Annotated in this window: 24 protein-coding genes and 1 tRNA gene; 11 read left to right on the top strand and 14 right to left on the bottom strand. The window is 70.2% G+C overall.

Going from position 1 to position 25,374, the window contains the following annotated elements; all coding sequences use genetic code 11:
* Positions 1 to 64: 64 nt before the first annotated feature.
* Positions 65 to 634, bottom strand: coding sequence for a TetR/AcrR family transcriptional regulator (locus OG707_RS23650; protein WP_329121481.1), 570 nt, complete (start codon positions 632 to 634; stop codon positions 65 to 67).
* Positions 635 to 838: 204 nt separating this feature from the next.
* Between OG707_RS23650 and OG707_RS23645 the strand changes: the two genes are divergently transcribed.
* From OG707_RS23645 to OG707_RS23635, 3 genes are all read left to right on the top strand, one after another.
* Positions 839 to 4,096 carry a S41 family peptidase gene (locus OG707_RS23645; protein ID WP_329121479.1) on the top strand — a complete coding sequence of 1,086 codons (3,258 nt, stop codon included), beginning with the start codon at positions 839 to 841 and terminating at the stop codon, positions 4,094 to 4,096.
* A gap of 229 nt (positions 4,097 to 4,325) precedes the next feature.
* Positions 4,326 to 4,883, top strand: coding sequence for a winged helix-turn-helix transcriptional regulator (locus tag OG707_RS23640; protein ID WP_329121477.1), 558 nt, complete (start codon positions 4,326 to 4,328; stop codon positions 4,881 to 4,883).
* The gene (locus OG707_RS23635) at positions 4,880 to 5,815 is read left to right on the top strand and encodes a ketopantoate reductase family protein (RefSeq protein WP_329121475.1); all 936 of its coding nucleotides are present in this window, start codon (positions 4,880 to 4,882) and stop codon (positions 5,813 to 5,815) included. The genes OG707_RS23640 and OG707_RS23635 overlap by 4 nt, the downstream gene beginning before the upstream one ends.
* A gap of 101 nt (positions 5,816 to 5,916) precedes the next feature.
* Here the strand turns inward: OG707_RS23635 and OG707_RS23630 are convergent, their stop codons facing one another.
* The 4 genes from OG707_RS23630 to OG707_RS23615 form a co-directional block, all read right to left on the bottom strand.
* Complete coding sequence (locus OG707_RS23630) at positions 5,917 to 6,102, bottom strand: hypothetical protein (protein ID WP_329121474.1); 186 nt, start codon at positions 6,100 to 6,102, stop codon at positions 5,917 to 5,919.
* Between the two features lie 101 nt (positions 6,103 to 6,203).
* Entirely contained in the window at positions 6,204 to 7,106 is a 903-nt protein-coding gene (locus OG707_RS23625) for an SDR family oxidoreductase (protein ID WP_329121473.1), read from the bottom strand.
* Positions 7,103 to 7,984, bottom strand: coding sequence for an alpha/beta fold hydrolase (locus tag OG707_RS23620; RefSeq protein WP_329121472.1), 882 nt, complete (start codon positions 7,982 to 7,984; stop codon positions 7,103 to 7,105). Before OG707_RS23620 ends, OG707_RS23625 begins: the two co-directional genes overlap by 4 nt.
* On the bottom strand, positions 7,981 to 9,489 hold the full coding sequence (locus tag OG707_RS23615) for a flavin-containing monooxygenase (protein WP_329121471.1): 1,509 nt from the start codon (positions 9,487 to 9,489) through the stop codon (positions 7,981 to 7,983). Before OG707_RS23615 ends, OG707_RS23620 begins: the two co-directional genes overlap by 4 nt.
* Positions 9,490 to 9,620: 131 nt before the next feature.
* On the opposite strand from OG707_RS23615, the gene OG707_RS23610 reads away from it, so the two are divergent.
* Positions 9,621 to 10,283, top strand: coding sequence for a MerR family transcriptional regulator (locus OG707_RS23610; protein ID WP_329121469.1), 663 nt, complete (start codon positions 9,621 to 9,623; stop codon positions 10,281 to 10,283).
* Between the two features lie 3 nt (positions 10,284 to 10,286).
* On the opposite strand, the gene OG707_RS23605 is transcribed toward OG707_RS23610, so the two are convergent.
* Entirely contained in the window at positions 10,287 to 11,084 is a 798-nt protein-coding gene (locus tag OG707_RS23605; RefSeq protein ID WP_329121467.1) for an exodeoxyribonuclease III, read from the bottom strand.
* A 50-nt stretch (positions 11,085 to 11,134) separates the two neighbouring features.
* Between OG707_RS23605 and OG707_RS23600 the strand changes: the two genes are divergently transcribed.
* Positions 11,135 to 11,620, top strand: a complete 486-nt coding sequence (locus tag OG707_RS23600) for a GNAT family N-acetyltransferase (protein ID WP_329121465.1) — start codon at positions 11,135 to 11,137, stop codon at positions 11,618 to 11,620.
* Positions 11,621 to 11,673: 53 nt separating this feature from the next.
* On the opposite strand, the gene OG707_RS23595 is transcribed toward OG707_RS23600, so the two are convergent.
* The 7 genes from OG707_RS23595 to galU all read right to left on the bottom strand — a co-directional run bounded on the left by OG707_RS23595 (position 11,674) and on the right by galU (position 16,819).
* Positions 11,674 to 11,747 (bottom strand) — tRNA-Ala (locus tag OG707_RS23595).
* An 85-nt stretch (positions 11,748 to 11,832) separates the two neighbouring features.
* A complete protein-coding gene (sepX, locus tag OG707_RS23590; RefSeq protein ID WP_329121463.1) occupies positions 11,833 to 12,822 on the bottom strand; it encodes a divisome protein SepX/GlpR in 990 nt (329 codons plus the stop codon).
* A gap of 167 nt (positions 12,823 to 12,989) precedes the next feature.
* Positions 12,990 to 13,619 carry a GNAT family N-acetyltransferase gene (locus tag OG707_RS23585; RefSeq protein WP_329121461.1) on the bottom strand — a complete coding sequence of 210 codons (630 nt, stop codon included), beginning with the start codon at positions 13,617 to 13,619 and terminating at the stop codon, positions 12,990 to 12,992.
* A complete protein-coding gene (locus OG707_RS23580; protein WP_329121459.1) occupies positions 13,616 to 14,086 on the bottom strand; it encodes a MogA/MoaB family molybdenum cofactor biosynthesis protein in 471 nt (156 codons plus the stop codon). The genes OG707_RS23585 and OG707_RS23580 overlap by 4 nt, the downstream gene beginning before the upstream one ends.
* Positions 14,083 to 14,565, bottom strand: coding sequence for a cyclic pyranopterin monophosphate synthase MoaC (moaC, locus tag OG707_RS23575; protein WP_329121457.1), 483 nt, complete (start codon positions 14,563 to 14,565; stop codon positions 14,083 to 14,085). The genes OG707_RS23580 and moaC overlap by 4 nt, the downstream gene beginning before the upstream one ends.
* A 62-nt stretch (positions 14,566 to 14,627) precedes the next feature.
* A complete protein-coding gene (gene glp / locus OG707_RS23570; RefSeq protein WP_329121455.1) occupies positions 14,628 to 15,911 on the bottom strand; it encodes a molybdotransferase-like divisome protein Glp in 1,284 nt (427 codons plus the stop codon).
* 5 nt (positions 15,912 to 15,916) lie between these two features.
* Positions 15,917 to 16,819 carry a UTP--glucose-1-phosphate uridylyltransferase GalU gene (gene galU, locus OG707_RS23565; protein ID WP_329121453.1) on the bottom strand — a complete coding sequence of 301 codons (903 nt, stop codon included), beginning with the start codon at positions 16,817 to 16,819 and terminating at the stop codon, positions 15,917 to 15,919.
* 57 nt (positions 16,820 to 16,876) lie between these two features.
* Here galU and OG707_RS23560 point away from each other — a divergent pair, with 57 nt between their 5' ends.
* Positions 16,877 to 17,470 carry a 5-formyltetrahydrofolate cyclo-ligase gene (locus OG707_RS23560; RefSeq protein WP_329121451.1) on the top strand — a complete coding sequence of 198 codons (594 nt, stop codon included), beginning with the start codon at positions 16,877 to 16,879 and terminating at the stop codon, positions 17,468 to 17,470.
* On the opposite strand, the gene OG707_RS23555 is transcribed toward OG707_RS23560, so the two are convergent.
* Positions 17,460 to 20,210, bottom strand: coding sequence for a penicillin acylase family protein (locus OG707_RS23555; RefSeq protein ID WP_329121448.1), 2,751 nt, complete (start codon positions 20,208 to 20,210; stop codon positions 17,460 to 17,462). The genes OG707_RS23560 and OG707_RS23555 overlap by 11 nt on opposite strands.
* Positions 20,211 to 20,392: 182 nt before the next feature.
* On the opposite strand from OG707_RS23555, the gene OG707_RS23550 reads away from it, so the two are divergent.
* The 5 genes from OG707_RS23550 (at position 20,393) to OG707_RS23530 (ending at position 25,263) form a co-directional block, all read left to right on the top strand.
* Positions 20,393 to 21,892 carry a potassium/proton antiporter gene (locus OG707_RS23550; RefSeq protein ID WP_443071493.1) on the top strand — a complete coding sequence of 500 codons (1,500 nt, stop codon included), beginning with the start codon at positions 20,393 to 20,395 and terminating at the stop codon, positions 21,890 to 21,892.
* A gap of 182 nt (positions 21,893 to 22,074) precedes the next feature.
* Entirely contained in the window at positions 22,075 to 23,349 is a 1,275-nt protein-coding gene (locus OG707_RS23545) for an MFS transporter (protein ID WP_329121447.1), read from the top strand.
* A gap of 66 nt (positions 23,350 to 23,415) precedes the next feature.
* On the top strand, positions 23,416 to 23,733 hold the full coding sequence (locus tag OG707_RS23540; RefSeq protein WP_329121445.1) for an FmdB family zinc ribbon protein: 318 nt from the start codon (positions 23,416 to 23,418) through the stop codon (positions 23,731 to 23,733).
* 79 nt (positions 23,734 to 23,812) lie between these two features.
* Positions 23,813 to 24,646 (top strand): S-methyl-5'-thioadenosine phosphorylase, encoded by an 834-nt coding sequence (locus OG707_RS23535; protein ID WP_329121443.1) that lies wholly within the window; start codon positions 23,813 to 23,815, stop codon positions 24,644 to 24,646.
* Positions 24,647 to 24,762: 116 nt separating this feature from the next.
* Entirely contained in the window at positions 24,763 to 25,263 is a 501-nt protein-coding gene (locus OG707_RS23530) for a hypothetical protein (protein WP_329127934.1), read from the top strand.
* Positions 25,264 to 25,374: the final 111 nt, after the last annotated feature.

Raw genomic sequence — 25,374 nt, 5'->3', positions numbered from 1 at the left:
GAAGAACCAGCCCGACGACGAGAGCGGCGTGTCAGGTGGGGCGTGGTCGTGCGGGGAGGAAGCGTCAGACGCCGAGGGCGGGGAACACCACGGCGTTGACGTAGTCGTTGAGGAAGGCCTCGTCCGGCGCCTTGTCCTCGATGAACTGCCGGCCGACGAAGGCGCCGGCCAGCATGTGGGTGACGTACTTGAGCGCGGGAAGGTCGGCACTGACCTCACCGCGTTTCACCGCGCGCTGCATGATCTGGTCGAGACCGTTGAGTTCGGGCTCGAACAGCAGCTCGCGCATGGCCTTGTGGAGATCGGGGTTGTTGTGGACGGCATGCATCAGACCCCGCATGAGCGCGGCGTCCTGTTCTCGCTTGCAGTCGTCCCCGAGGGACATCGCCGCCTGGAAATCGCCGCGCAGCGAGCCGGTGTCGATCTGGTCGAGCTTCACCGGCTTGTCGTGCCGCAATGCCCTGGCGACGAGCACCGGCTTGCTCCCCCACTGGCGGTAGAGGGTAGCTTTGCTGGAACGCGTACGGGCAGCCACGGCGTCCATGGTGAGGCCGTCGTAGCCGACCTCGCGGAGCAGTCCGAGGACGGCGACGTAGATCTCTGCCTCGCGCTCGGGCGTGAGCCTGCCTGCCATCGTCGACCTCCTCCGGGATCCGTAGCGAAACGGTGTCGTACACCACGACGGTACGCGGCGGATAAGCGAAACGACGTCGTTTCGCATGTGGTCTCCGCCACAGCAACCTGAGACCCGCTCACGGCGTCCCCCTCCGGAAGCTGCCCCCAACGAGGGACCCGCCCTCCGGTTGCCGACCCCCTCACCTGCGGAAAGCATGAGGGGGTGAGCGACGCCGCGTATCTCCGCTTCCCGCACCTGTACGGCGACTTGCTGTGCTTCGCCGCCGAGGACGACCTCTGGGTCGCCCCGCTCGTCCCCGAGGGCCACCGCCCGGGCCGGGCCTGGCGCATCACCGTCGACCGGACCCGGGTGGGACACCCACGCTTCTCGCCGGACGGGCAGCACATCGCGTACACGACCTGGCGCTCCCTGGACCCCGAGATCCACCTCGCCCCCGTCGACGGCGGCCCCTCGCGCCGGCTCAGCCACTGGGGGTCGATCGACACCCGGGTCTGCGGCTGGGCGCCCGAGACCCCCGACCACGCGGCGTCCATCCTCGCCGTGTCCTCGCACGGCCAGCCCTTCTCGTACTTCTCCTGGGCCTACAGCCTGCCCACCGACGGTTCCCCCGGCGGCAAGCTCCCTTGGGGGCCCGTCTCCGACATCGCCGTCGCGGACATCGACGGCGAGCGGCGCACGCTGCTGCTCACGGGCAAGCCGCCGCACGAGCCGGCCGCCTGGAAGCGCTACCGGGGCGGGGCCACGGGCCGGCTCTGGCTGCACGGCGAGCGGCTGCTGCCGGACATCGGCGGGCACCTCGACTCCCCCATGTTCGTCTCGGGCCGCATCGCCTTCCTCTCCGACCACGAGGGCATCGGGAACCTCTACTCCTGCCTCCCCGACGGCTCCGACCTGCGCCGCCACACCGACCACGACGCGTTCTACGCCCGGCACGCCTCCTCCGACGGGCGCCGCGTGATCTACCAGTGCGCGGGCGACCTCTGGCTGGTCGACGACCTGGCCGCCGGCTCCCAACCGCGCAAGCTGGAGGTGCGGCTCGGCGGTCCGCGGGCCGGGCGGCGCGGCTATCAGGTCCCGGCCGCCAACCACGTCGACGGGCTCTCCGTCGACGAGACGGGGCGTGCGAGCGCGGTCGTCGTACGCGGCAGCCTGTACTGGCTCACGCACCGCGACGGTCCTGCGCGCACCATCACGGACACCGCGGGCGTACGGGTACGCCTCCCCGAAATGCTGGGCAGCGGCGGGCAGGTCGCCTACGTCACCGACGCCGAGGGCGAGGACGCGGTGGAGATCGCCTACCTCCCCCGGGCCAGCGGCGAACGCGAGCCGCGCCGGCTCGCCTCCGGTGAACTCGGCCGCGTACAGGAGCTGTTGTCGGATCCGGACGGCGAGCGCCTGGCCATCGCGTCCCACGACGGGCGCCTGCTGCTGATCGACGCGACCGAGGAGTCCAACGGCGAGGTCACCGAGCTGATCCGCTCCATCAACGGGCCGGTGACGGATCTCGCCTTCTCCCCCGACGGGGCGTGGCTGACGTGGTCGCACCCCGGCATCGGCCGCTCCCTGCGGCAGATCAAGATGGCCCGCATCAAGGACCGTACGATCGTCGACGTCACCAACGGCCGCTTCGAGGACGAGAATCCGGTCTTCACCTCGGACGGCCGCTACCTCGCTTTTCTGTCGTGGCGCGGCTTCGACCCGGTCTACGACGTCCACACCGGCGACCTCTCCTTCCCCCTCGGCTGCCGCCCCTATCTGGTCCCGCTCTCCTCCGCGACGCCCTCGCCCTTCGCGCTCTCCCCCGACGGGCGCCCGGCGGCGGGCGGCCTCGACCCGGTGGACGACGTGGGCGACGCGTCGGCGGTCACGGTGGAGATCGAGGGGCTGGAGAACCGGGTCACGCCGTTCCCCGTACGCGCCTCCAAGTACTCCGCGCTGTACGCGGTCAGCGGCGGCGGCCTGGTCTGGCTGCGCTGGCCGATCTCCGGCGCGCTCGGCGAGACGTTCGCCAACCCGGCCGACACGTCGGGGCGCCCCACGCTGGAGTACTTCAACATCGCGAAGGCGCGGCGGACCGAACTGGTCGACAACCTGGACTGGTTCGCACTGAGCGGCGACGGTTCGCGCCTGGTGGTGATGGACGAGGGCGAGCTGCGGGCGGTCCCGTCGACGGAGTCCGGCGACAACGACTCCACGGTCTACCTGGACCTGCGCCGCATCCTGCACGACGCGGACCCGCCCTCCGAATGGCGCCAGGCGTACGACGAGGCGGGCCGCATCATCCGCTCGTACTTCTGGGAGCCGGGGATGTGCGGGATCGACTGGGCGGGGGTCCTCGACCAGTACCGCCCGCTCCTTGACCGGGTCGCGTCGCCGGACGAGTTCGCGGACCTGATGCGGGAGGTGCTGGGCGAGCTGGGCACGTCGCATGCGTACGTCACGCCGGCGCGCCGCAACGAGGGGCCGCCGCACTACCAGCGTCCGATGGGGCTGCTGGGCGCCAACTTGGTCTGCAGGGAGGGGAGTTGGCTGGTCCAGCGCATCCTCCCCGGCGACTCGTCGGACTCGAAGGCGCGCTCGCCGCTGTCGGGTGCGGGCATCCGCGAAGGCGCGGTCCTCACGCATGTGGACGGCCGCCCGGTGGACCCGGTGACGGGCCCGTACCCGCTGCTCGCGGCGGCGGGCGGCACGACGGTCGAGCTCACCTTCCAGCCCGCGGAGGGCGAGGGGCGGGCGCGGAGGGTAGCGATCGTGCCGCTGGTCGACGAGCGGCCGCTGCGTTACCAGGACTGGGTGGCCAAGCGCCGTGCCGTCGTACGCGACCTGAGCGGCGGCAAGTGCGGCTATCTCCACATCCCCGACATGGGCGGCTCGGGCTGGGCCCAGTTCAACCGCGACCTGCGCCTGGAGGTCTCGCGCCCGGCGCTGATCGTGGACGTGCGCGGCAACGCGGGCGGAAACATCAGCGAGTTGGTGGTGGAGAAGCTGACGCGGACGATCCTGGGCTGGGACCTGACGCGGAACGCCCAACCGGTCTCGTACGCCTCAAATGCCCCTCGGGGCCCGGTGGTTGCGCTGGCGGACGAGGCGACGTCGTCCGACGGCGACATGATCACGGCGGCGTTCCGGCTGCTGAAGATGGGCCCGGTGGTGGGCCAGCGAACCTGGGGCGGGGTGGTGGGCATGACGGGCCGCCACACGCTGGGCGACGGGACGGTGATCACGGTCCCGATGAACGCGGCGTGGTTCGACGAGTACGGCTGGTCCGTGGAGAACCACGGGGTGGAACCGGACATCGAGGCGCTGCGCACACCCCTGGACTGGGCGGAGGGCCGCCACGCGCAGCTCGACGACGCGGTACGGGTGGCGCTGGACCTCCTGGCGCAGCACCCGGCGGCGATCCCGCCGGGGTACAACGCGGTCCCGTCGAAGAGGCGACCGAAGCTGCCGCCGAGGTAGGTGCCTGCAGCCGCCGACGGCGAGCAAGCCACCACGACAGGAGTCCGCCGAATCTCGTCACGCCTTGTGGGCGGTGCGCGGGTGGGAGACGGGTCGGCGCGGAGCGCCGCAGAGAACCGCGCGGAGCGCGGGAGTACCGGGGGACCGCGGAGCGGGACCGAACGGCCCCAGCGCGGAGCGCAGGAGCAAAACAGTTCACTGACCGAACCAAACCCGCTACAGTCAACCCGTGGCCCTCCCCCGCGACTACACCACCCTCACCTGCGCCCTCTCCCGCTCCCTGGAGATCATCGGCGAACGCTGGACCCTCCTCATCGTGCGCGACGCCTTCTACGGAGTCCGCCGCTTCGGCGACTTCGCCTCGCACCTCAACATCCCCCGCGCCGTCCTCACCGACCGCCTCACCGCCCTGGTCGAGGCAGACGTCCTGGAGCGCACGACCCCGCCCGGCACCCGCCGCGAGGTGTACGGACTGACCTCCAAGGGACTCTCCCTCTGGCCCGCGGTCCGTGCCCTCAGCGCATGGGGCGACGAGCACTACGCCCCGCCCGCCGGCCCGCGCCGGATCTTCCGGCACGCCCAGGACGACGCCCCGCTCACCCCCGACGGCCACTGCACGCACTGCAAAGAGCCCGTCCCCGTACGGGACATCCTCATCACCCCCGGCCCCGGCCTCTCCGCGAACCCCACGAACCCCACCACCGACGAAGACCCCGTCTCCCGCGCCCTCCGAACCCCCCACCGCCTGCTCACCCCCCTCCCTCCCCCGAAAGGCCAACACCCATGAAGATCTTGGTAGTCGGAGCCGGAGCAACAGGCGGCTACTTCGGCGCCCGCCTCGCGCAGGCCGGCCAGGACGTGACGTTCCTGGTCCGCCCCCGCAGGGCCGCCGCCCTCCGCGAGCGCGGCTTGCGGATCACCGGCCCCGCCCAGCCGCAGGACGAGGTGATCACGCCCCAACTCCTCACCGCGGACGAGCTCTCACACCCGTACGACCTGATACTCCTCTCCGTGAAGTCGACGGCGCTCAAGCAGGCCCTCGACGACATCACCCCGGCCGTCGGCCCGGACACGGCGATCGTCCCGTTCCTCAACGGCATGGCCCACCTCGACGAGCTCAACTCCCGCTTCGGCACGGGCCCGGTGCTCGGCGGCGTGGCGAAGGTCGTCACCACGGTCGACGCCAACGGGGACATCGTGCGCCTGGCCCCGCTCGCGGCAATCACACTCGGCGAACAGAACAGCCCAACAGACTCCCCCCGCACACAAGCGATCCACACCGCCCTCACCGAAGCGGGGATCACCACAACGCTCTCCCCCGCGATCGTCTCCGCGATGTGGCACAAGTGGGTCTTCATCTCCACGCTCAGCGCCGTGACGATCCTGATGCGCGGCTCCCTGGCCGCGATCAACGCGGTCCCCGGCGGCGCGGACCTCGGCCCCGCGATCCTGGCCGAAGCCGCAGCGGTCGCAGCCGCAGCCGGCTACCCCGTACCCGAGCCCGAACTGGCCGCCACCACAGGCATGGTGACGCAGACCGGAACTCTCACGGTCCCCTCGACCTCGATGTTCCGCGACGTCGAATCCGGACAGCCGACCGAGGTGGAGCACATCTTCGCCGACCTCACGGCCCGCGCCCGCACCTACGGTGTCCCCACCCCGCTCCTGGACCTCGTGACGATCCAACTCCGCGTGCACGAAACCCAGTTCAAGCACTGACCGCCCGCCCCCGCCCGCACAAACGAGGAGGGGCGCACCCCCCGCCGAAGCGGAAGGTGCGCCCCACGCGCAGTGTGCCGGTGTGCGCGCGTCACCTCAATTCAGGACTCGAAGCGGTCCTGGGCCTCGTCCTTCGCAGACTCGGCCTGGTCCTGGAGCTGCTCCTGGCCGGCGTCCTGCGCCTGCGAGGCCCGTTCCGAAGCCTCGTCCTTGGCGCCGCTCGCTGCAGACTTCGCCTGGTCGGCGAGCTCGTTGGCCTTGTCCTTGAACTGGTCCATGATGCCCATGAGGTTCACTCCTAGTGGGGTGTGATGGGGTCGGGGGCAACGAGGCGCCCCCTGGGCTTCCACCAGACTCACACGCCAGGACGATCCGCGCATTTCGATCTTTAACGCTCCGTGTCCGCCCCTACGACACCGGCCCCACGGGCCTTCTCATCAGCGGCCCCACCTGCGCCGACGAGCCCTTTGCCGACCCCGCCGAGCCGCGGTTCGAAGCGCCGCATCTCGCGCTGCCCGACCGCCCCGATCAGCGACGGCAGGTATCCGCGTACGGACTGCATGCCCCGCAGCCACCACTGCGCGTACACATGCGAGGACCGCCGCTCAATACCGGCCACGATCCGGTCCACAGCCGGCCCCAGCGGATACGTACGGTTCGACGGCCACGGCAGCCGCTCCCTCAACTCCCGCATCACATCGTCCTGATCGGCCCCGCGCACCATGTCCGTATCGGTCCACGACAAGTACCCGACGCCGACCCGCACCCCCTTGTACCCGACCTCGGCGCGCAGCGAGTGCGCGAACGCCTCGACACCGGACTTGGACGCGCAGTACGCGGTCATCATCGGCGCCGGCGTGATCGCGGCCAGCGAAGCGATCTGCAGGAAGTAGCCGCGGCTCTCCATCAGTACGGGCAGGAAGGCCCGCCCCGTCACCGCGCCGCCTATCAGGTTGACCTCTATGACCCGCCGCCACGCCACCGGGTCCGAGTCCACGAACGGCCCGCCCGACGCGACCCCCGCGTTGGCGACGACGATGTCGACCTTCCCGAATCGTTCCTTCACCTCCTGCGCGACCCGTGCCATCGCCTCGTGGTCGGTCACATCGGCGTGCCACCAGTCGCTCTCGGTGTGCAGCCGCCCCGAGACCGCCTTCAGCTCCTCGGGCTCCAGGCCGACCAGCGCCACCATCGCGCCGCGCGCGGAGAGCTTGCGCGCCAGCAGCTCGCCGACGCCCCGGGCCGCGCCCGTGACGACCGCGACCTGTCCCTCAAGACTGTGCCTGCTCATACGGCCTCCTCCTCGATGTCCACCCGTACATACGCATCCACCAGCTCACGCAGCCGCGAGCTCACCACTTCGGGAGCCTCGACGGGCGTCATGTGCCCCATCCCGACCAGCTCGACGAGCCCCAGCGACTGCGGCAGCGCTTCCGCGATCCGCCGCGCGTGCACGATCGGCGTCAGCCGGTCGGCCGTTCCCGCGATCACCGCGGTCGGTACGGTCAACTCCCGTACACCTGTGTCGAGTTCGAGCTCGGCCAGCACCTTCGACCAGGCCACCCGGGACGCCCGCGGACAGGCGTGCACGATCCGCGCGCACTCCGCGACCTTCGCCGGGGCGGAGGCGGGCCCCATGGTCCCGTACCGCAGGATCCGCTTCGACAGCGGCGTCACGGGCCCGAGCGGGGCCCGCGCCCCGAGCACGGCCCGCGTCAGCCGCGTCCGCAGCCGCCCGGCCCGCATCGGCAGGACAAGCGACTCCTCGACGAGCTGCGATGAGCCCGTGCTGCACAGCAGCACCGCCGCCGCGTGCTCCCGGAACCCGGGCCTGCGCGAGGCCGCCATCATGGTCATCCCGCCCATGGAGTGCCCGCCGAGCACGGCACGCTCACCGGGCGCGAGCGTGGCCTTGAGCACGGCCTCCAGATCGTCGGCCAGCGCATCCGTCGAGTACCCGCCGGGCCCGGCGGCAGGCGAACTCCCGTGCCCGCGCTGGTCGTAGACGATCACCCGATGACTGCCGCCCAGGTCCCGTATCTGCGCGTTCCAGAATTCGGTCGAGCAGGTCCAGCCGTGCGCCAGCACCACCGCGGGCGCACCGTCGTCCCCGTACACCTCGACATGGATCCGCGACCCGTCGGCGGATATGACCTCCTGCGTTTTCACGCGTCCTCCTTCTCGCGCACGGAGGCGCGCACGACCTCGTACTCCGCGAGGTTCACCTCACGTGTGGCAGTCCTGAACTCCCCTGTCGTACCGGGCCAGATGGTGGTGTTCCGACCGTTCGCATCGAGGTACCAGCTGGTGCAGCCCCCGGTGTTCCACACGGTCCGCTTCATCCGGTCCTGCACGCGCCGGTTCCACGCGCCGACGGCCGAGGGCCGCACGGCGAGCGCGGCGCGCCCGCCGAGGACGTTCAACTGCCGCATGTAGTCGGCGAGATAGTTGAGCTGGGACTCGATCATCAGGATCATCGAGGAGTTCCCGAGCCCGGTATTGGGGCCAATAACCGTCATCCAGTTGGGGAACCCGGCAGCGGTCGCACCGCGCAGCGCCTCCATCCCGTCCTTCCAGGCCTCGGCGAGCGTGATGCCGTCGGCGCCCGTGACCCGGTCCGCGATGGGCATGTCGGTCACATGGAATCCGGTGCCGAAGATGATGACGTCGACCTCGGCCTCGCTGCCGTCGGCGGCGACCACGACATTGCCGCGGATCTCCTTCAGCCCGGAGGCGACGACATCGACATTGGGCTTGGCGATCGCCGGATAGTACGTACTCGACAGCAGGATGCGCTTGCACCCGATGCGGTACGAGGGCGTGAGCTTGGCCCGCAGCGCCGGATCCTTGATGGAGCGCGCGATATTGCTCCGCCCGATCCGCTCGATGAGCCCCAGCCGGTCGGGGTGCTTGGTGAAGGCCCCGACCTGCAACTCCCTTATCCCCCAAAGGAATCCGCGCCGCGCCGCACCGGTCGCCGGCACCTTCTCGTGCAGCCACCGCTCGGCCCCGCTGATCTTGCGGTCCATGCGGGGCATGACCCAGGGCGCGGTGCGCTGGAAGAGCGTCATCTTCGCGACCTGCGGCTGGATGGCGGGCACGATCTGGATGGCCGATGCGCCCGTGCCGACCATGGCGACGCGCTTGCCGGTCAGGTCGTAGTCGTGGTCCCACTGGGCGGAGTGGAAGACCTTCCCCTCGAATCCCTCGATCCCCGGAATCTCGGGAATCTTGGGATCGGAGAGCGGCCCGGTGGCGGACACGACGACATCGGCGCGGAGAGTCCCCTGCGAGGTCTCGATCACCCACCACAGCTCATCGGAATCCCACCGCATCGACAGCACTTCGTGCTTCAGCCGGATGTGCGGCCGCAGCCCGAAGGTGTCGGCGACGCTCTCCAGGTACGCCCTGATGTGCGGCTGCCCCGAGAAGGTGCGCGGCCACTCCGGATTGGGGGCGAACGAGAACGAGTAGAGATGGGAGGGCACATCGCACGCGCACCCCGGATAGCTGTTGTCCCGCCACGTCCCGCCGACCGACTCGGCCCGCTCCAGGACGACGAAGTCGGTGATCCCCTCGCGGCGCAGCCGCACGGCGGCGCCGAGCCCGCCGAACCCGGACCCGACCACAGCCACCCGTACGTGCTCACCCTCGTCGCGCTCCTGCTGGGCCATCCCGCCGCCTTCCGAGATCCGCTGACACTGCCAGCAATCACTGGCACCATTCGGAGAGTAGAGCAGCGCAGTACTCATGGGTAGGGGTTCGACGGGAGCAAGTTACCGCCAGTACGACATAGGCTGCGGCCATGCCCGAGAAGCGCGAGTACCGCATGGAAGAACTGGCCAAGGAGGCCGGCATCACCGTGCGCACCCTCCGTTTCTACCGCGAGCGCAAGCTCATCCCGCCGCCCCGCCGCGAGGGCCGTATCGCCTGGTACGACGACGAGCACCTGTCCAGGCTGCGCACCATCGCCGCCCTCCTGGAGCGCGGCCACACCCTCAACGGCATCGCGGACCTCGCCGAGGCCTTCGAGTCGGGCCGGGACGTCGGCCAGGTCCTGGGGATCGACCAGCAGCCCACCGACGAGGAACCGGTCCGCCTCACCCCCGAGGACCTGGCGGACTACTTCGGTGGCGAGGCCACCGGCGAGAACCTCGCCGCCGCCCTGGACCTCGGCTATCTCGCCACGGACGGCGGCGAGATCGTCCACGTCAGCCGCCGCCTCCTGGACGTCTCGGCGGCCCTGGTCCGCGAGGGCGTCCCCCTCGCCGCGGTCCTCTCCTCGGCCCGCAGGGTCCGCGAGCACGCGGACGCCCTGGCCGACCTCTTCCTCGTCATGATGCGCACGCACCTGGAAGGCGCCGGGGGAGAAACGATGGACCGCTTCCGCCCCCTGGCGAAGAGCGTGGTGGAAGCGGAGCTCTCGATGGCCCTGGACCGCCGCCTGCGCGAGACCCCGAAGCCCTGACCCCTACAGCTCGTACGCAACAGTCACCGGAGCATGATCACTCCACCGCTCGCCATGAGTCGCGGCCCGCTCGACCCAGGCCTTCACGGCCACCTTCGCCAGCCCAGCCGTAGCGACCTGATAGTCGATCCGCCAACCTGTGTCGTTGTCGAAGGCGCGCCCCCGGTAGGACCACCACGAGTAGGGCCCCTCGACATCCGGGTGGAGTCCCCGCACCACGTCCACGTACCCGGTCTCCCCGAAGACCTGGGTGAGCCACTCCCGCTCCTCGGGCAGGAACCCGGAGCTCTTCCGGTTCCCCCGCCAGTTCTTCAAGTCGGCTTCCTGGTGCGCGATGTTCCAGTCCCCGCACACCACGACTTCCCGCCCCCCGGCGGCGGCCCGCTCCCTGAGCCCGGCCAGATACACGAGAAACTCCCCCATGAACCGGATCTTCTCGTCCTGCCGCTCGGTCCCGACCTCCCCCGAGGGCAGATACAGGCTCGCGACGGTCACCCCCGGCAGATCGATCTCGACGTACCGCCCGCTCCCGTCGAACTCCGCGCTGCCGAACCCGACCTGCACCCGCGTCGGCTCCCGGCGCGTATAGAGCGAGACCCCGGCCCGCCCCTTGGCGGCGGCCGGCGCATGCACGGTGTGCCACCCCTCGGGCTCGCGCACGTGCTCCGGAATCTGCTCCGGCTCGGCCCGCACCTCCTGCAGGCAGATCACATCGGCGGCGGTCTCCCCCAGCCACTCCACGAATCCCTTTTTCGCGGCGGCGCGGATCCCATTGACGTTCACAGTGGTCACAGTCAGCATTCCGGCACAATACCGACGACACCCCGACGCATACATGTACGCTTTCACGCATGAATATCCGACCGGTCCGTTACGACCACCCCGACGCCGTAAAACTGAACGACCAGGTCCAGCTCGAATACATAGAACGCTACGGCGACGGCGGAGACCAGACCGATCTCAATGCCACGATGTTCGACCCGCCACAGGGCCTCTATCTCCTCGCCTACGACACCGAAGACCGCCCCGTGGCCACCGGCGGCTGGCGCGCGCACGAGAAGAACGAGGAGAACTACGCGGACGGCGACGCCGAACTGAAGCGCATGTACGTGATCCCCGAGGCCCGAGGCCTGGGCATCGCCCGCCGCATCCTCGCCGCCCTGGAGGAGAGCGCCCGCGAAGCCGGCCGCACCCGCATGGTCCTGGAAACGGGAGACCAGCAGCCCGAGGCGATCGCCCTCTACCTGTCGAGCGGCTACGAACTCTGCACGGAGAAGTTCGGCTACTACCGCGACTACCCGAGCAGCCGCTGCTTCGCGAAGCCGCTGAACCCGTGACGGAACAAGACGAGAGCCCCGCCGGACGAATCCGGCGGGGCTCTCAGCTGCGGTGGACCTGTGGGGATTTGAACCCCAGACCCCCTCGATGCGAACGAGGTGCGCTACCAGACTGCGCCACAGGCCCTTGCAACGAGTGAAACTCTAGCACCCCGATCGGGGTGCTTGGAAATCGGTTCCTCCGCTGGTCACAGCAGAGGTCGCGAGCGGGCTCACTCGTTGGCGGCGCGCGGGCGCTCGCCGTCCTCGTACTGGTCGAAGAGCGGGGTGCGGCCGCGCTCGCGGGCGCGGCGCGCGGTGCGCTGGCGGGGGGCCGGGTCGGGGTCCGAGCTGGAGGAACGGGACGCGCTCCAGGTGTCGGGGGCCGCGAGTTCGGCGTTGCCGGGGGCGCGGGGGGCGACCGGGGCCGTGACGTACGTCGGCAGTGGGACCGGGACCGGCTCCCAGCTGTCGCCCTGCGGCGCGCGGCCGCGTTCGCGCTGCTGGTCGACCCACTCCGCGTGGTCGGTCTGCTCGACCAGGGCCCGGCGGCCGGCCTCCTGCGGCGAGACGCTGGGGGCCGGTTCGGGCTGGGGCTCCTCGGCGCGGGGCTGCGGGCGGCGGCTCTCGCGCAGGCGCTGGGCGGCGGCCTCGGCCCTGCGGCGGTCCATGGTGAAGGCGAAGCGGCGCCGCTCCTGGGTGCGCAGATGCACGATGTACGTACTGAGCAGGGCGGCGGGGATGCCCGGCGCCCACAGGAAGCGCAGGCCGCCGACCGCGGCGACGATCGCGCCCAGCGAGAAGGCCGCGAAGAGCAGGACCGTGGTGCGGCGGCGGCGGGCGAGCGCCTTGGTGCGGCGGGCGCGCTCGGCGGCCGATCCGGAGGTCTGGTGCGGGGCGGGGCGGGGCTCCTTGCGCTGCCGCTGCTTCTGCTTCTCGGCCGGAGGCGCGGCAAAGGACCGGACGTCGACGGAACTCTCGGGGTCCGTCGCGGCGTCCGGTGCTGCTTCGTCGGGTTCGGCCTCACCGGCAGTGCGGTCCTGCAGCTCCTTGGCGTACCGGCGCTCCATCCCCGCACGCCCGGACAGCAGCCGGATGGCGGTGGAGAAGCGTTCCGTCGGACGGGCCTCGTTCAGCTCGTCCTGCCTGCGGAGCCACATCGGCACCAAGTAGGCGGCCCAGGCCCCGACAATGACTGCGTAGATGAGGCCGCTGCTGCTCACCCCCTTACCGTAGAGGGGACTTCGCGGGCGGATCCGCCAATTGGGCCGGTGTGTCGCACGATCCAGCTGATATCTCGAACATTTTTTGTGATGGTGCGGATCAACAGGGGCCGAAAGTGGGCGTGTTCACGGTCAAGTAACGATCCTCCACCGATCAAATTCGAACATTAATTTGATTTGTGGGGAGTTCCCGGGTGAGCTCTGCGCCAGCGGTTCAGCAGGCCCTCGGGCACCTCTTCAGCCGTGAGGGCGAAGACGAGATGGTCGCGCCAGGCGCCGTCGATGTGCAGATAGCGGGGTCGCAATCCCTCTTCGCGAAAACCGAGTTTCTCCACGACGCGACGGCTCGGACCGTTCTCGGGGCGAATGCAGACTTCCATGCGGTGCATCCCGACCGTACGGAAGCAGTGGTCCACGGCGAGGGCGACCGCCGTCGGCATGACACCGCGTCCGGCCACCTCCTGGTCGACCCAGTAGCCCACGTGACCCGAGCACATCGAGCCCCAGGTGATGCCCGCGACCGTCAACTGGCCCACCAGACGGCCCTGGTACTCGATGACGAAGGGCAGCATCCGGCCCGCGTTCGCCTCCGCGCGCAGATGGCGGACCATCTGGCGGTACGTGGGTCTCTGCGCGAGGGGGCCGCCGGGGCCGGGCGGCGGGATGGTGGCCTCCCAGGGGCGCAGCCAGTCGCGGTTGCGGCGGTTGACCTCGCGCCAGGGCTTCTGGTCGCGCACCTTTATCGGGCGGAGGACGACGTCTCCGTCCGCGAGCTCCACGGGCCAGACCGGTCTCATCGGTGGTCGCCGCCGTGGATCTGGTCGACGGCGTGCACCAACAGCCGTTCCAGGACGGCCAGTCCGTCGCGTACGCCGCCGGTCGAGCCCGGCAGGTTCACGATCAGGGTGCGTCCGGCCACGCCCGCCAGGCCCCGGGAGAGCGCGGCGGTCGGGACCTTGGCGAGGCCTTCGGCGCGGATCGCCTGGGGGATGCCCGGGATCTCGTAGTCGAGGACCTTCGCCGTGGCCTCGGGGGTCGCGTCGGTGGGCGAGATGCCCGTGCCGCCCGTCGTCAGGATCACGTCGTACGCGGCTGCCACGCCCGCGCGCAGGGCGGCTTCGACCGGGTCGCCGTCGGGGACGATCTGGGGGCCTTCGACCTCGAAGCCGAGCGAGGTGAGGGCCTCCGCGATCAGGGGGCCGCCGCGGTCCGGGTAGACGCCGGCCGAGGCGCGGTTGGAGGCGGTGACGACCAGGGCCCTCATGCCCGGCTCCAGTCGCCGGACTTGCCGCCCGTTTTCTCCTCGACCCTGATGTCGGTGATGACCGCGCCCTTGTCGACCGCCTTGATCATGTCGACCACGGTGAGGGCCGCGACGGAGACCGCCGTGAGGGCCTCCATCTCGACGCCCGTACGGTCCGTGGTCTTCACCGTGGCGAGGATTTCCACCGCGTCGTCGGTGACCTTCAGGTCCAGCTTCACGCCGGAGACCGAGAGCGGGTGGCAGAGCGGGATCAGGTCCGGCGTGCGCTTGGCGCCCATGATCCCGGCGATCCGGGCCGTGGCGAGAGCGTCCCCCTTGGGGACTCCCTCACCACGGAGGAGCTCCACGACGCGCGGCGAGACCAGGACGCGTCCGCTCGCGCGGGCGGTGCGGGCGGTGACGTCCTTGGCCGAGACGTCGACCATGCGGGCCGCGCCCGCCTCGTCGATGTGCGTGAGGCTGCTGCCTTGCGTGCTCATGGTGGTGTGGCGCTCCCGGTCGGGCCTGTGTGGGACGACACCGTACCGCCACCGGGCGCCCCTCAGCCCAGGAGGACCACTTCGAGCTCGGTGCCGTCGACGGCCTCGGTGGTCTCCTCGGGGATGACGATCAGGCAGTCGGCGTGCGCCAGGGCGGCCACGAGATGGGATCCGGCGCCGCCCACCGGGGCGACGGTGGCCGCGTCGGCGTCGTACGTCCCGCGCAGGAACTGGCGGCGGGCCGCCGGCGAGGTGAGGGGCTTGTCCGTGCGGAGGGTGGCGCGGGCCGTGGGGCGGTGGATGTCGGGCATGCCCATCAGGGCGCGGATCGCGGGGCGGACGAACAGCTCGAAAGAGACGTAGGACGACACCGGGTTGCCGGGGAGCGCGAGCAGCGGCGTGTGGTCGGGGCCGATCGCGCCGAAGCCCTGGGGCTTGCCCGGCTGCATGGCGAGCTTGCGGAACTCGACCTCGCCGGAGGCGGTGAGGGCTTCCTTGACGACGTCGTACGCACCGACGCTGACGCCCCCGGTGGTGACCAGGAGGTCGGCGCGGACCAGCTGGTCCTCGATCGTGGCGAGCAGGGTGTCCGCCTCGTCGGCGACGGCGCCGACCCGGTAGGCGATGGCTCCGGCATCGCGGGCGGCCGCGGTGAGGGCGAAGCTGTTGGAGTCGTAGATCTGGCCGGGCTCCAACTCCTCGCCGGGCTGGACGAGTTCACTCCCGGTCGACATCACGACGACGCGCGGGCGCGGGCGGACCGTGACCGTGGCGCGGCCGATCGCGGCGAGGAGGCCGATCTGCGGCGGGCCCAGGACCGTACCGGCTACGAGGGCGAGGTCGCCGGCCTTCACATCGCTGCCGACCGCGCGGACGTGGGCGCGCGCCTCGGCGGGGCGGTGGACGCGGACCTCGCCGCTCGCGCCCTCGGGGGCGTCGGCCGCCGCGCTCATGGTCGTGGCCGCTCCCCCGCCGGTGCCGCCGTCGGTCCACTCGACGGGGACGACGGCCTGCGCGCCGGGCGGCAGCGGGGCGCCGGTCATGATGCGGGCGGCCTGGCCGGGGCCCACCTCCGGCAGTTCGCCGTCGCCCGCGGCGACGTCCCCGATCACGGTCAGTACGGCGGGGAACTCCTCGCTGGCGCCCTCGACATCGGCGGTGCGGACCGCGTACCCGTCCATCGAGCTGTTGTCGAAGGGCGGCAGGTCGACGGGGACCGTGACGTCCTCGACGAGTACGCAGCCCTGGGCGTCCGGGAGTTGGAGTTCGATGGGCTCCAGGGCCCGGACCGTGCCGAGGATGTCCTTGAGGTGCTCGTCGACCGACCAGATCGGGGTGTTGCTCACGGGTGCTACATCTCCTCGGTCACGTAACTGCGAAGCCAGGCCTTGAAGTCGGGGCCCAGGTCTTCACGTTCGCACGCGAGTCGGACAATGGCACGCAGATAGTCACTCCGGTCACCGGTGTCATAGCGGCGGCCCTTGAAGACGACGCCGTGCACCGGGCCGCCGACGGACTCGTCCGCGGAGAGCTTCTGGAGGGCGTCGGTGAGCTGGATCTCGTTGCCGCGGCCGGGCTCGGTCTTGCGCAGTATGGCGAAGACGGCGGGGTCCAGGACGTAGCGGCCGATGATCGCGAGGTTGCTGGGGGCGTCGCCGGTGGCGGGCTTCTCGACGAGGTCGGTGATCTTGACGACGTCGCTGTCGGCCGTGGGCTCGACGGCCGCACAGCCGTAGAGGTGGATCTGGGACGGCTCGACCTCCATGAGGGCGATCACGCTGCCGCCCTCGCGCTCCTGGACCTCGATCATGCGGGCGAGGAGCGGGTCGCGCGGGTCGATCAGGTCGTCGCCGAGGAGGACCGCGAAGGGCTGGTCGCCGACGTGCGGCTCGGCGCACAGGACGGCGTGGCCGAGGCCGCGCGGGTCGCCCTGGCGCACGTAGTGGATGTTCGCGAGGTCGCTGGACTCCTGGACCTTGGCGAGCTTCTCGGCGTCTCCCTTGCGGGTGAGGGCCGACTCCAGCTCGTGGTTGCGGTCGAAGTGGTCCTCGAGCGGGCGCTTGTTCCTGCCGGTGATCATGAGTACGTCGGCGAGACCGGCGGAGACCGCCTCCTCGACGACGTACTGGATCGCGGGCTTGTCGACGACAGGCAGCATTTCCTTGGGCGTGGCCTTCGTGGCCGGGAGGAACCTCGTGCCGAGGCCCGCCGCCGGGATGACAGCCTTGCTGATCCTGGGGTGCGACTGAGTCATGACGAGCACACTATCGGCTGTGTATAGACGGACATTGGTGAGGATTGTGAACCGGCTGTGAATCAGGGCGAGTTCGACAAGACGTCGCTCCGACGTCATCTGCTGGCCGCCCGCACGGCGTTGACCAGCGAGGATGTGGCGAGGGCCGCGGAGGATCTGGCGCTGCGGGCGCTGGGGCTGCCCGAGCTGGCCGACGCGGGAATGATTGCCGCATATGTGGCGATCGGGAAGGAACCGGGCACGCGCGCGCTGCTGGACGCACTGCATAAACGCGGTGTGCGCGTACTTCTTCCCGTGCTCCTGGAGGACAACGACCTCGACTGGGGGACGTACGCAGGGGCAGGTGCGCTCGTACGGGGGCGGCGCGGGCTCCTGGAGCCCGGGGGCGCGCGGCTCGGCCCGGACGCGGTCCTGGAGGCGGACGCCGTCCTGCTGCCGGGGCTCGCCGTGGACGGGCGCGGGATGCGGCTGGGGCGCGGCGGCGGCTCGTACGACCGCGTACTGGAGCGCATCGAGAAGGCGGGCGCCGACCCCGCGCTCGTCGTGCTGCTGTACGCGGACGAGGTGGTCGCCCGGGTCCCGGAGGAACCGCACGACCACCCCGTTCACGCGGTGGTGACCCCTGCCGGGGTGACGCGCTTCACGGCGTGAGCGTCAGCGTGTCGACGGTGCTCTTGTCGACCGCGTCCTTGGAGAAGGACCAGTCGAGCAGCTCGCCGTCGGACCACTTGTCGGTCTGGTCGGTGTAGTGCGCGCTGTAGGCGTGTCCCGAGGCACCCGTCAGGTTGATCCAGCGGGACTTGTCCATGTCCTTGAGGTTGACGACCATCCGCATGGACGGGACCCAGACCACGCCGTAGCCGCCCGCAGCGTTCCAGCCGGTGGCGTCAACCGCCGCCTCGCCGCCGCCCAGGTTCCACGGGCCGCGGTTGAGGACCCGCTGGATCAGGCCGGGGCCCGAGGTGCCGAGGGTCTGGTTGCGCAGCATCAGCTGGTGCAGCCGGCCCCAGGTCCAGGTGTCGATGTCCTTGCCGAGCTTGGCGGTCAGCTCCCAGCGGGCGTCCTTCAGGGCGCGGCCGAGGAGCTTGTCGCGGCCCTTGGAGGGGTCGTCGACACCGCTCTTGGCGGCGTCCCACCAGGAACTGTTCGGCTCCTTGACCAGCTTGCGCATGACCTCGAAGTACCGGTCCCCGCCGTCGGGCTGGGCCGAGTCCGCGTCGCGCTCGCCGCACTCGCGCACCAGGGAGTCCTGGTCGTCGACCGGGCCGGTGTCGCCCGCCGGGTGGACGTTGATGCAGTCGCCCTTGGGACGCAGCTCCTTGGGGAGCTTGTCGCCGATGGAGAGCATCAGGATGTTGCGCCAGACCGCGTTGAAGTACGCGGCCGACGCCGAGTCCGGCTCCTGCGTGTAGTCCCAGCCCTCAAGGAGCTTCTGCGCCTCGCGGACCTGCGGGTCCTTGATGTCGATCTTCAGCAGGTAGGGCGTCAGCAGCTTGGCGATCTCGCTGCTGTTGTCCATCTGCATGGTCTGCATGTCTTCGGTCGAGATCTTCCCGCCGCCCTTGATCTTCGACTGGATCAGGTCGGTGATGCGCTGGCTGCGGGTGCCGTAGCCCCAGTCCTTGGTGAGGAGGTAGGGGTACTTCTTCTCGTCGATGACGGCCTGGTTGGCGGTGACGATGTAGCCGCGCGGCGGGTCGTACTCGTAGGGCAGCGCGCTGAACGGGATCGGGTCCTTCTTCCAGGCGTACTTCGAGTCCCAGCCGGGGGCGGGCATCGTGCCGTCGTAGCCCTCGGGGCGCTGCGGGATGGTGCCCGGGGCCTGGTAGCCGATGTGGTTCTTGGTGTCGGCGTAGATCAGGTTCTGCGAGGGGACCTCGAAGTCCTTGGCGGCGGCGCGGAAGCTGCCCCAGTCCTTCGCCTTGTCCATCTCGAAGACCGCGTCCATGGACTTGCCCGGCTGCAGGGCGGTCCACTTCAGGGCGACCGCGTAGCCGGTGCCTCTGTCGGGTGCGGAGTTGGTGACGGGGGCGTCCTTGCCGACCTTCTCCAGCTCGGTGTCGCGGTCGGAGACCAGCGGGCCGTTGTTGGTCTCGCGGATCACGATCTTCTTCGAGCTGCCGCCGGCGACCTTGATGGTCTCCTCGCGGGTGGTGAAGGGCTTGGTCTCGCCGTCGTAGAGGTAGCCGTCGTCGGTGACCTTCTCCAGGTAGAGGTCGGTGACGTCGGCGCCGAGGTTGGTGAAGCCCCAGGAGATGTCGGCGTTGTGGCCGATGATCACGCCGGGCATTCCGGAGAACGTGTAACCGGCGGTGTCGTACTGGCAGGTCGCCGAGACCGTCCGGCAGTGCAGCCCCATCTGGTACCAGAGGGACGGAAGCTGCGGTGCCAGGTGCGGGTCGTTGGCCAGCAGCGGCATGCCGGTCGTCGTGTACTTGCCGGCGACGACCCACGAGTTCGAGCCGATGCCGCTGCCGCTCGGGCCGAGCAGCGCGGGGATCTCGTCGAGGGTGTCGGAGAGCGCGGAGAGCTGGCTCTGCAGGCCCTGTGTGGCGCCCGATGCCGTGTTCGATCCGGTCGTGGAGCCCTCGGTGCTCGTGCTCTGGTCGAACTTGCCCGTCACCGCGTCGACGCCGCCCTCGGTGACGATCGGGGCGTTGCGGCTGTACGGGTAGGCCGGGTAGAGGTCGTCGATCTGCTTCGTGCTGAGCCGCGTGGTCATCAGCGAGCGGTCGATCTCGTCCTGCATGTTGGAGCGCAGGTCCCAGGCCATCGCCTTGAGCCAGGCCACCGAGTCGACCGGGTCCCACTTCTCGGGGGTGTAGTCGCCGGTGAGGTTCAGGGCGGCGTACTCGACCGAGATGTCCTTGGCGTCCTTGCCCTTCAGGTACGAGTTGACCCCCTCGGAGTACGCCTGGAGGTACTTCTTCGTGGAGGCCGACAGCTTGGTGTCGTACTCCTGCTGCGCGACCTTGCGCCAGCCCAGCGTCCGCAGGAACGAGTCGGTCTTGACCTGGCCGGATCCGAACATCTCCGAGAGGCGGCCCGACGTCATGTGACGGCGTACGTCCATCTCGTAGAAGCGGTCCTGCGCCTGGACGAAGCCCTGGGCGCGGAAGAGGTCGGTGTCGGAGTCCGCGTAGATCTGCGGGATGCCGTAGTCGTCGCGCTTGACCTCGACGTTGCCGGAGAGGCCTTCGAGCTTGATCTCACCGGTCGTCTGCGGGAAGGAGGCGCGGACGGTGTCGACGCTCCAGTACGCGCCGTAGCCGATGCCTGCGATCACCGCCAGGACCAGCACGATCACGATGAGCCGGCCCCGCCCTCTCTTCTTCTTGCGGGACTGCTGGCCGTGATTGCCGGAAGGGGCGGCGGAGGTGTTGGCGGGCATCGCTGTCCTTCGAGGGGCAGGGTGGGCTGTATTGCCGACGGAGCGCAGGAGCAACCATAGGCGCAGCGCTTCACCTGTCTGGACGCGGTATCGGTCCGGATCGGCCGAGCGTCAAGAAATCGTCAAGAATTAGGTAGGGTAACGAAGTACCTGCACTGATCCTGCATGGGTCCGGAGAAAGGATTCAGCCCCTGACTGTCCATCACCTCAACGAACTCCTGCTGGTCTGCTCCCTGGTGTTGCTGATCGCAGTCGCAGCCGTGCGCATCTCCTCCCGCAGCGGCCTCCCCAGCCTGCTCCTCTATCTCGGCATCGGGATGCTGATAGGGCAGGACGGGCTCTTCCACGTCAAGTTCGACAACGTCGAACTCACCCAGGTCATCGGCTACGCGGCGCTGGTCGTGATCCTCGCCGAGGGCGGTCTGGGCACCAAGTGGAAAGAGGTCAGACCGGCGCTGCCGATGGCGGTCGTGATGTCGACCGTCGGCGTCGCGGTGAGCGTGGGCGTCACCGCGGCCGGTGCGCACTACCTGGTCGGGCTCGACTGGCGGCAGGCGCTGATCATCGGGGCGGTCGTCTCCTCGACCGACGCCGCCGCGGTCTTCTCCGTACTGCGGAAGGTGCCGCTGCCGTCGCGGGTGACGGGTGTGCTGGAGGCCGAGTCGGGCTTCAACGACGCCCCTGTGGTGATCCTGGTGGTGGCCTTCTCGGCCGTGGGCCCTGTGGACAGCTGGTACATGCTCGTCGGCGAGATCGCCCTGGAGCTGGCGATCGGCGTGGCCATCGGGCTCGCCGTCGGCTTCCTCGGCGCGTACGGGCTGCGGCACATCGCGCTGCCCGCCTCCGGCCTGTATCCGATCGCCGTGATGGCCATCGCGGTGATGGCGTACGCGGCCGGGGCGATGGCCCACGGCTCGGGCTTCCTCGCCGTCTATCTGGCGTCCATGGTGCTCGGGAACTCCAAGCTGCCGCACTCCCCCGCCAACCGGGGCTTCGCCGAGGGGCTCGGCTGGATCGCGCAGATCGGCATGTTCGTCCTGCTCGGACTGCTGGTGACACCGCACGAGCTGCTGGACGACTTCTGGCCGGCGGTGGTGGTGGGTCTGGTGCTGACGATGGTGGCGCGGCCGCTGGAGGTGTACGCCAGCCTGCTGCCGTTCCGGATTCCCTGGCAGGAGAAGGTCCTGATGTCGTGGGCGGGGCTGCGCGGCGCCGTGCCCATCATCCTGGCCACGATCCCGATGGTGTCCGGCATCGAGGGCAGCGAGAAGGTCTTCAACATCGTCTTCGTGCTGGTCGTCGTCTACACGCTCGTCCAGGGGCCGACGCTGCCCTGGCTGGCGAAGGCGCTGAAGCTCGGCGACTCCGACGCGGCCTCCGACCTGGGCATCGAATCGGCGCCGCTGGAGCGGCTGCGCGGGCATCTGCTCTCGGTGGCGATCCCCGAGAAGTCGAAGATGCACGGCGTGGAGGTCGGCGAACTCCGGCTGCCCGCAGGGGCCGCGGTCACGCTGGTCGTACGCGACGGGACGAGCTTCGTGCCGTCGCCCACCACCGTGCTGCGGCGCGGTGACGAACTTCTCGTCGTCGCCACCGATCCCGTACGGGACCGGGCCGAGGCGCGGCTGCGGGCCATCGGACAGGGCGGAAAGCTGGCGGGCTGGCTCGGCACGGGTCGGTAGAATGGCCGGACACTGATCGACCAACTCTGTCTGAAGCAGAGCTGGCGCGACCGTATGGCGGTCGAGGCGCCCTCCTCGTAGTGACTGGGCAGCCCGGCATCTACCGCGCTTCCGCGCATGAGGACAGCTCTCGGCAGCCCCGCGACCCGGGGTGCGCTACCAGGCAGCAGAAAGGCCAGGCCGTGGCGACCACGGTCACGACCGATGCTGATAAGCGCCCTGGATACGGGCAGCTTCTGCGTACCCCCGGAGCATGGACGTTCCTGCTGCCCGGCTTTGCCGCACGGCAGCCGTTCGCGATGCTCACCATCTCGATCGTCCTGCTGGTGCAGCACACGACCGGTAGTTACGGATCCGCCGGTGCGGTCTCCGCCGTCGCCGGTGTCTCGATGGCACTGTTCGCGCCCTTCACCGGCAAGTTCGCCGACCGCTACGGCCAGCGGGCCGTACTGCTGCCGGGCGTCCTGGTGCACACCGCTTCGGGCATCGCGCTGACGGTGCTCGCGCTGACGCACGCGCCCCTGTGGGCGCTCTTCGCCGCGGCCGTGCCGACCGGCGCCTCCGTACCGCAGATCGGGCCGATGGTCCGGGCGCGGTGGGGCGTGAAGGTCGGCGGGAGCCGGCTGATGCCGACCGCCGCGGCCTTCGAGTCGGTGACGGATGAATTCACCTTTGTGCTGGGCCCGCTCTTCGCGACCGCACTGTGCACGGCCGTGAATCCGGCGGCCGGACTGATCACCGAGGCGTCCCTGACGCTCGTCGGCGGGCTGCTCTTCGCGGCCCAGCGGGGCACTCAGCCCGTGCCTTCGGGGCATCTGGCGGGCGCCGAGCGCCATGGTTCCGCGCTCGCGATCCCGGGCGTGCGGGTGCTGATCGTGGCGTTCCTGGGGATCGGGGCCGTCTTCGGCGGGATGCAGGTCTCGCTGGCCGCGTTCACCGAGTCGATCGGGCACCCTGGCTGGAACGGCCTGATGTACGGGGTCTTCGCCGCGGGCAACATGATCTCCGGACTCGTCTGCGGTGCCGTCGCCTGGAAGGTCGCCCCGCAGCGCCGGCTGCTGGTCGGCTACACGGCGCTCGCCGTCACCGCGTCCGGTCTGTGGATGGCGCACTCGGCGCTGCTGCTGGCCGGGATCGGACTGCTGGTGGGCGTCTGCATCGCGCCCGCGCTGATCACCGGATACACGCTGGTCGACTCGCTGGTCCCGGCCGGCGCGCGTACCGAGGCCTTCACCTGGCTGACCGGAGCGGTCGCGCTGGGGCAGGCCGCGGCGGTCACGCTGGCGGGTCAGCTGGAGGACCGGTTCTGGGACGGGGCAGGATTCCTGGTGCCGATGGGGGGCACGGTGCTGGCGCTGATCACGCTGTTCGTACTGCGTTCGCGGCTGACGCCGAGGGGCGGGGAACGGGTCGTCGCACGTGGCGTGGGTCACCGCGTGCCCGTCTCGGTGGACTGATCCAGCGGAATACGTCACTATTGAGCGTCGTTAGCACTCACTGAGTGAGAGTGCCAGGAGGAGCAAGTGCCGACTTACCAGTACCAGTGCACCGAGTGCGGCGAGGGCCTCGAGGTGGTGCAGAAGTTCACCGATGACGCCCTGACCGTGTGCCCGAACTGCGAGGGACGCCTGAAGAAGGTGTTCTCGGCGGTCGGCATTGTCTTCAAGGGCTCTGGGTTCTACCGCAATGACAGCCGCGGCTCGTCGTCGAGCTCCACGCCTGCGACGTCGTCGTCCTCGGCGTCGAAGCCTGCCGAGTCGAAGCCCGCGGAGTCGAAGCCCGCGGCTGCTGCCAAGCCGGCGAGCTCGACCAGCACGTCCAGCGGTTCCTCCGCTGCCTGATCCACATCCCCGAAGGCCCCATCGTCGTACGCCGACGGTGGGGCCTTCGGCGTTTTTGGGCCCAAGTACTGTGATCCGCATGGCGAACGCAGAGATCGGCGTGATTGGCGGCTCGGGCTTCTACTCCTTCCTGGAGGACGTCACCGAGGTCGAGGTGGACACCCCGTACGGGAAGCCGAGCGACTCGCTCTTCCTCGGGGAGATCGGCGGGCGGAAGGTCGCCTTCCTTCCCCGGCACGGGCGTGGGCACCACCTGCCGCCACACAAGATCAACTACCGGGCCAATCTCTGGGCGCTGCGGTCGGTGGGCGTGAAGCAGGTGCTCGGGCCGTGCGCGGTGGGCGGGCTGCGGGCCGAGTACGGGCCGGGGACGCTGCTCGTACCGGACCAGCTCGTGGACCGCACGAAGTCGCGCACCGGGACCTTCTACGACGGTGAGCCGCTGGCCGACGGATCCGTGCCGAACGTGGTGCATGTGTCGCTGGCCGACCCGTACTGTCCCGAGGGCCGCAGGGCCGCGGTGGCGGCGGCGCGCGGACGGGAGTGGGAGCCGGTGGACGGCGGGACGCTCGTCGTCATCGAGGGGCCGCGCTTCTCGACGCGCGCCGAATCGCAGTGGCATGCCTCGATGGGCTGGTCGGTGGTGGGCATGACCGGGCACCCGGAGGCGATCCTCGCCCGTGAACTGGGGCTCTGCTACACCTCGATGACGCTGGTGACCGACCTGGACGCGGGGGCCGAGACCGGTGAGGGTGTCTCGCACGTCGACGTACTGAAGGTCTTCGCGGCCAATGTGGACCGGCTGCGTCCGGTGCTCTTCGACGCGGTCGCAGGGCTGCAGCCGAGCGAGGGCCGGGACTGCCTGTGCTCGCATGCCCTGGACGGGCTCGACACGGGGATCCAACTCCCCTAGAGGGTGAGCGAGTTGTCCACAACCGGCTGGTAGTCCACAGGGCTCGGCGGGATTCGGGCGGGCGGTGGATCGTGAGGGGTGCCCGATGAACTCCTCACGGTCTGGCGGTGATTGCCATGGGACTGGTGCCGTACGTACCCCCTCCCACCTCAGTGGTTCCCCCCTTCGCTCCCCTGCGGGTGCGCGGCGGACGGCACCGGCTGCGGCGGGCCGTGCACCGCAGGCGCAGGGCGATGGCCGCGGGGCTCGCGATGACGGCGGCGGCGCTGGCGGCCTCGGCGCCGCGTGATCCGGGCCGGCCCCAGTCGCAGGCGCAGCACACGCAGCCGCGGCAGGAGCAGCCGCGCGCCGATGTGGTGTCGGCGCCGGTACGGATCGCGGACGCGGCGACGGTCCGGCTGCTGCGGCCCGGGGACCGGGTCGATGTGATCGCGGCCGGGGGCTCGCGGGACAGCGACGCTCGTGTAGTGGCCACGGGCGCCCGGGTCACACAGGTCCCGGACGCGCGGGCCGGCGGTGACGGCGGGGCGCTGGTCGTCCTGGCGGTGCCGCGGGCGACAGCGGCCGAGCTCGCCGGTGCGGGCGCGACGTCACGGCTGGCGGTAACACTGTGCTGACGCCAACACGGTTGATTCGTACCACCGTTCCCGCGGTTCACTCGATCGATTTCGCAGATTGGACACCGCTCGACAGCCCCGACTTAGGTGGCGCCGGGGGGCCTTCCCCCG

It is taken from the genome of Streptomyces sp. NBC_01465 (assembly GCF_036227325.1).
Classification (GTDB): domain Bacteria; phylum Actinomycetota; class Actinomycetes; order Streptomycetales; family Streptomycetaceae; genus Streptomyces.
This window is presented reverse-complemented; position numbering and strand designations above follow the sequence as displayed.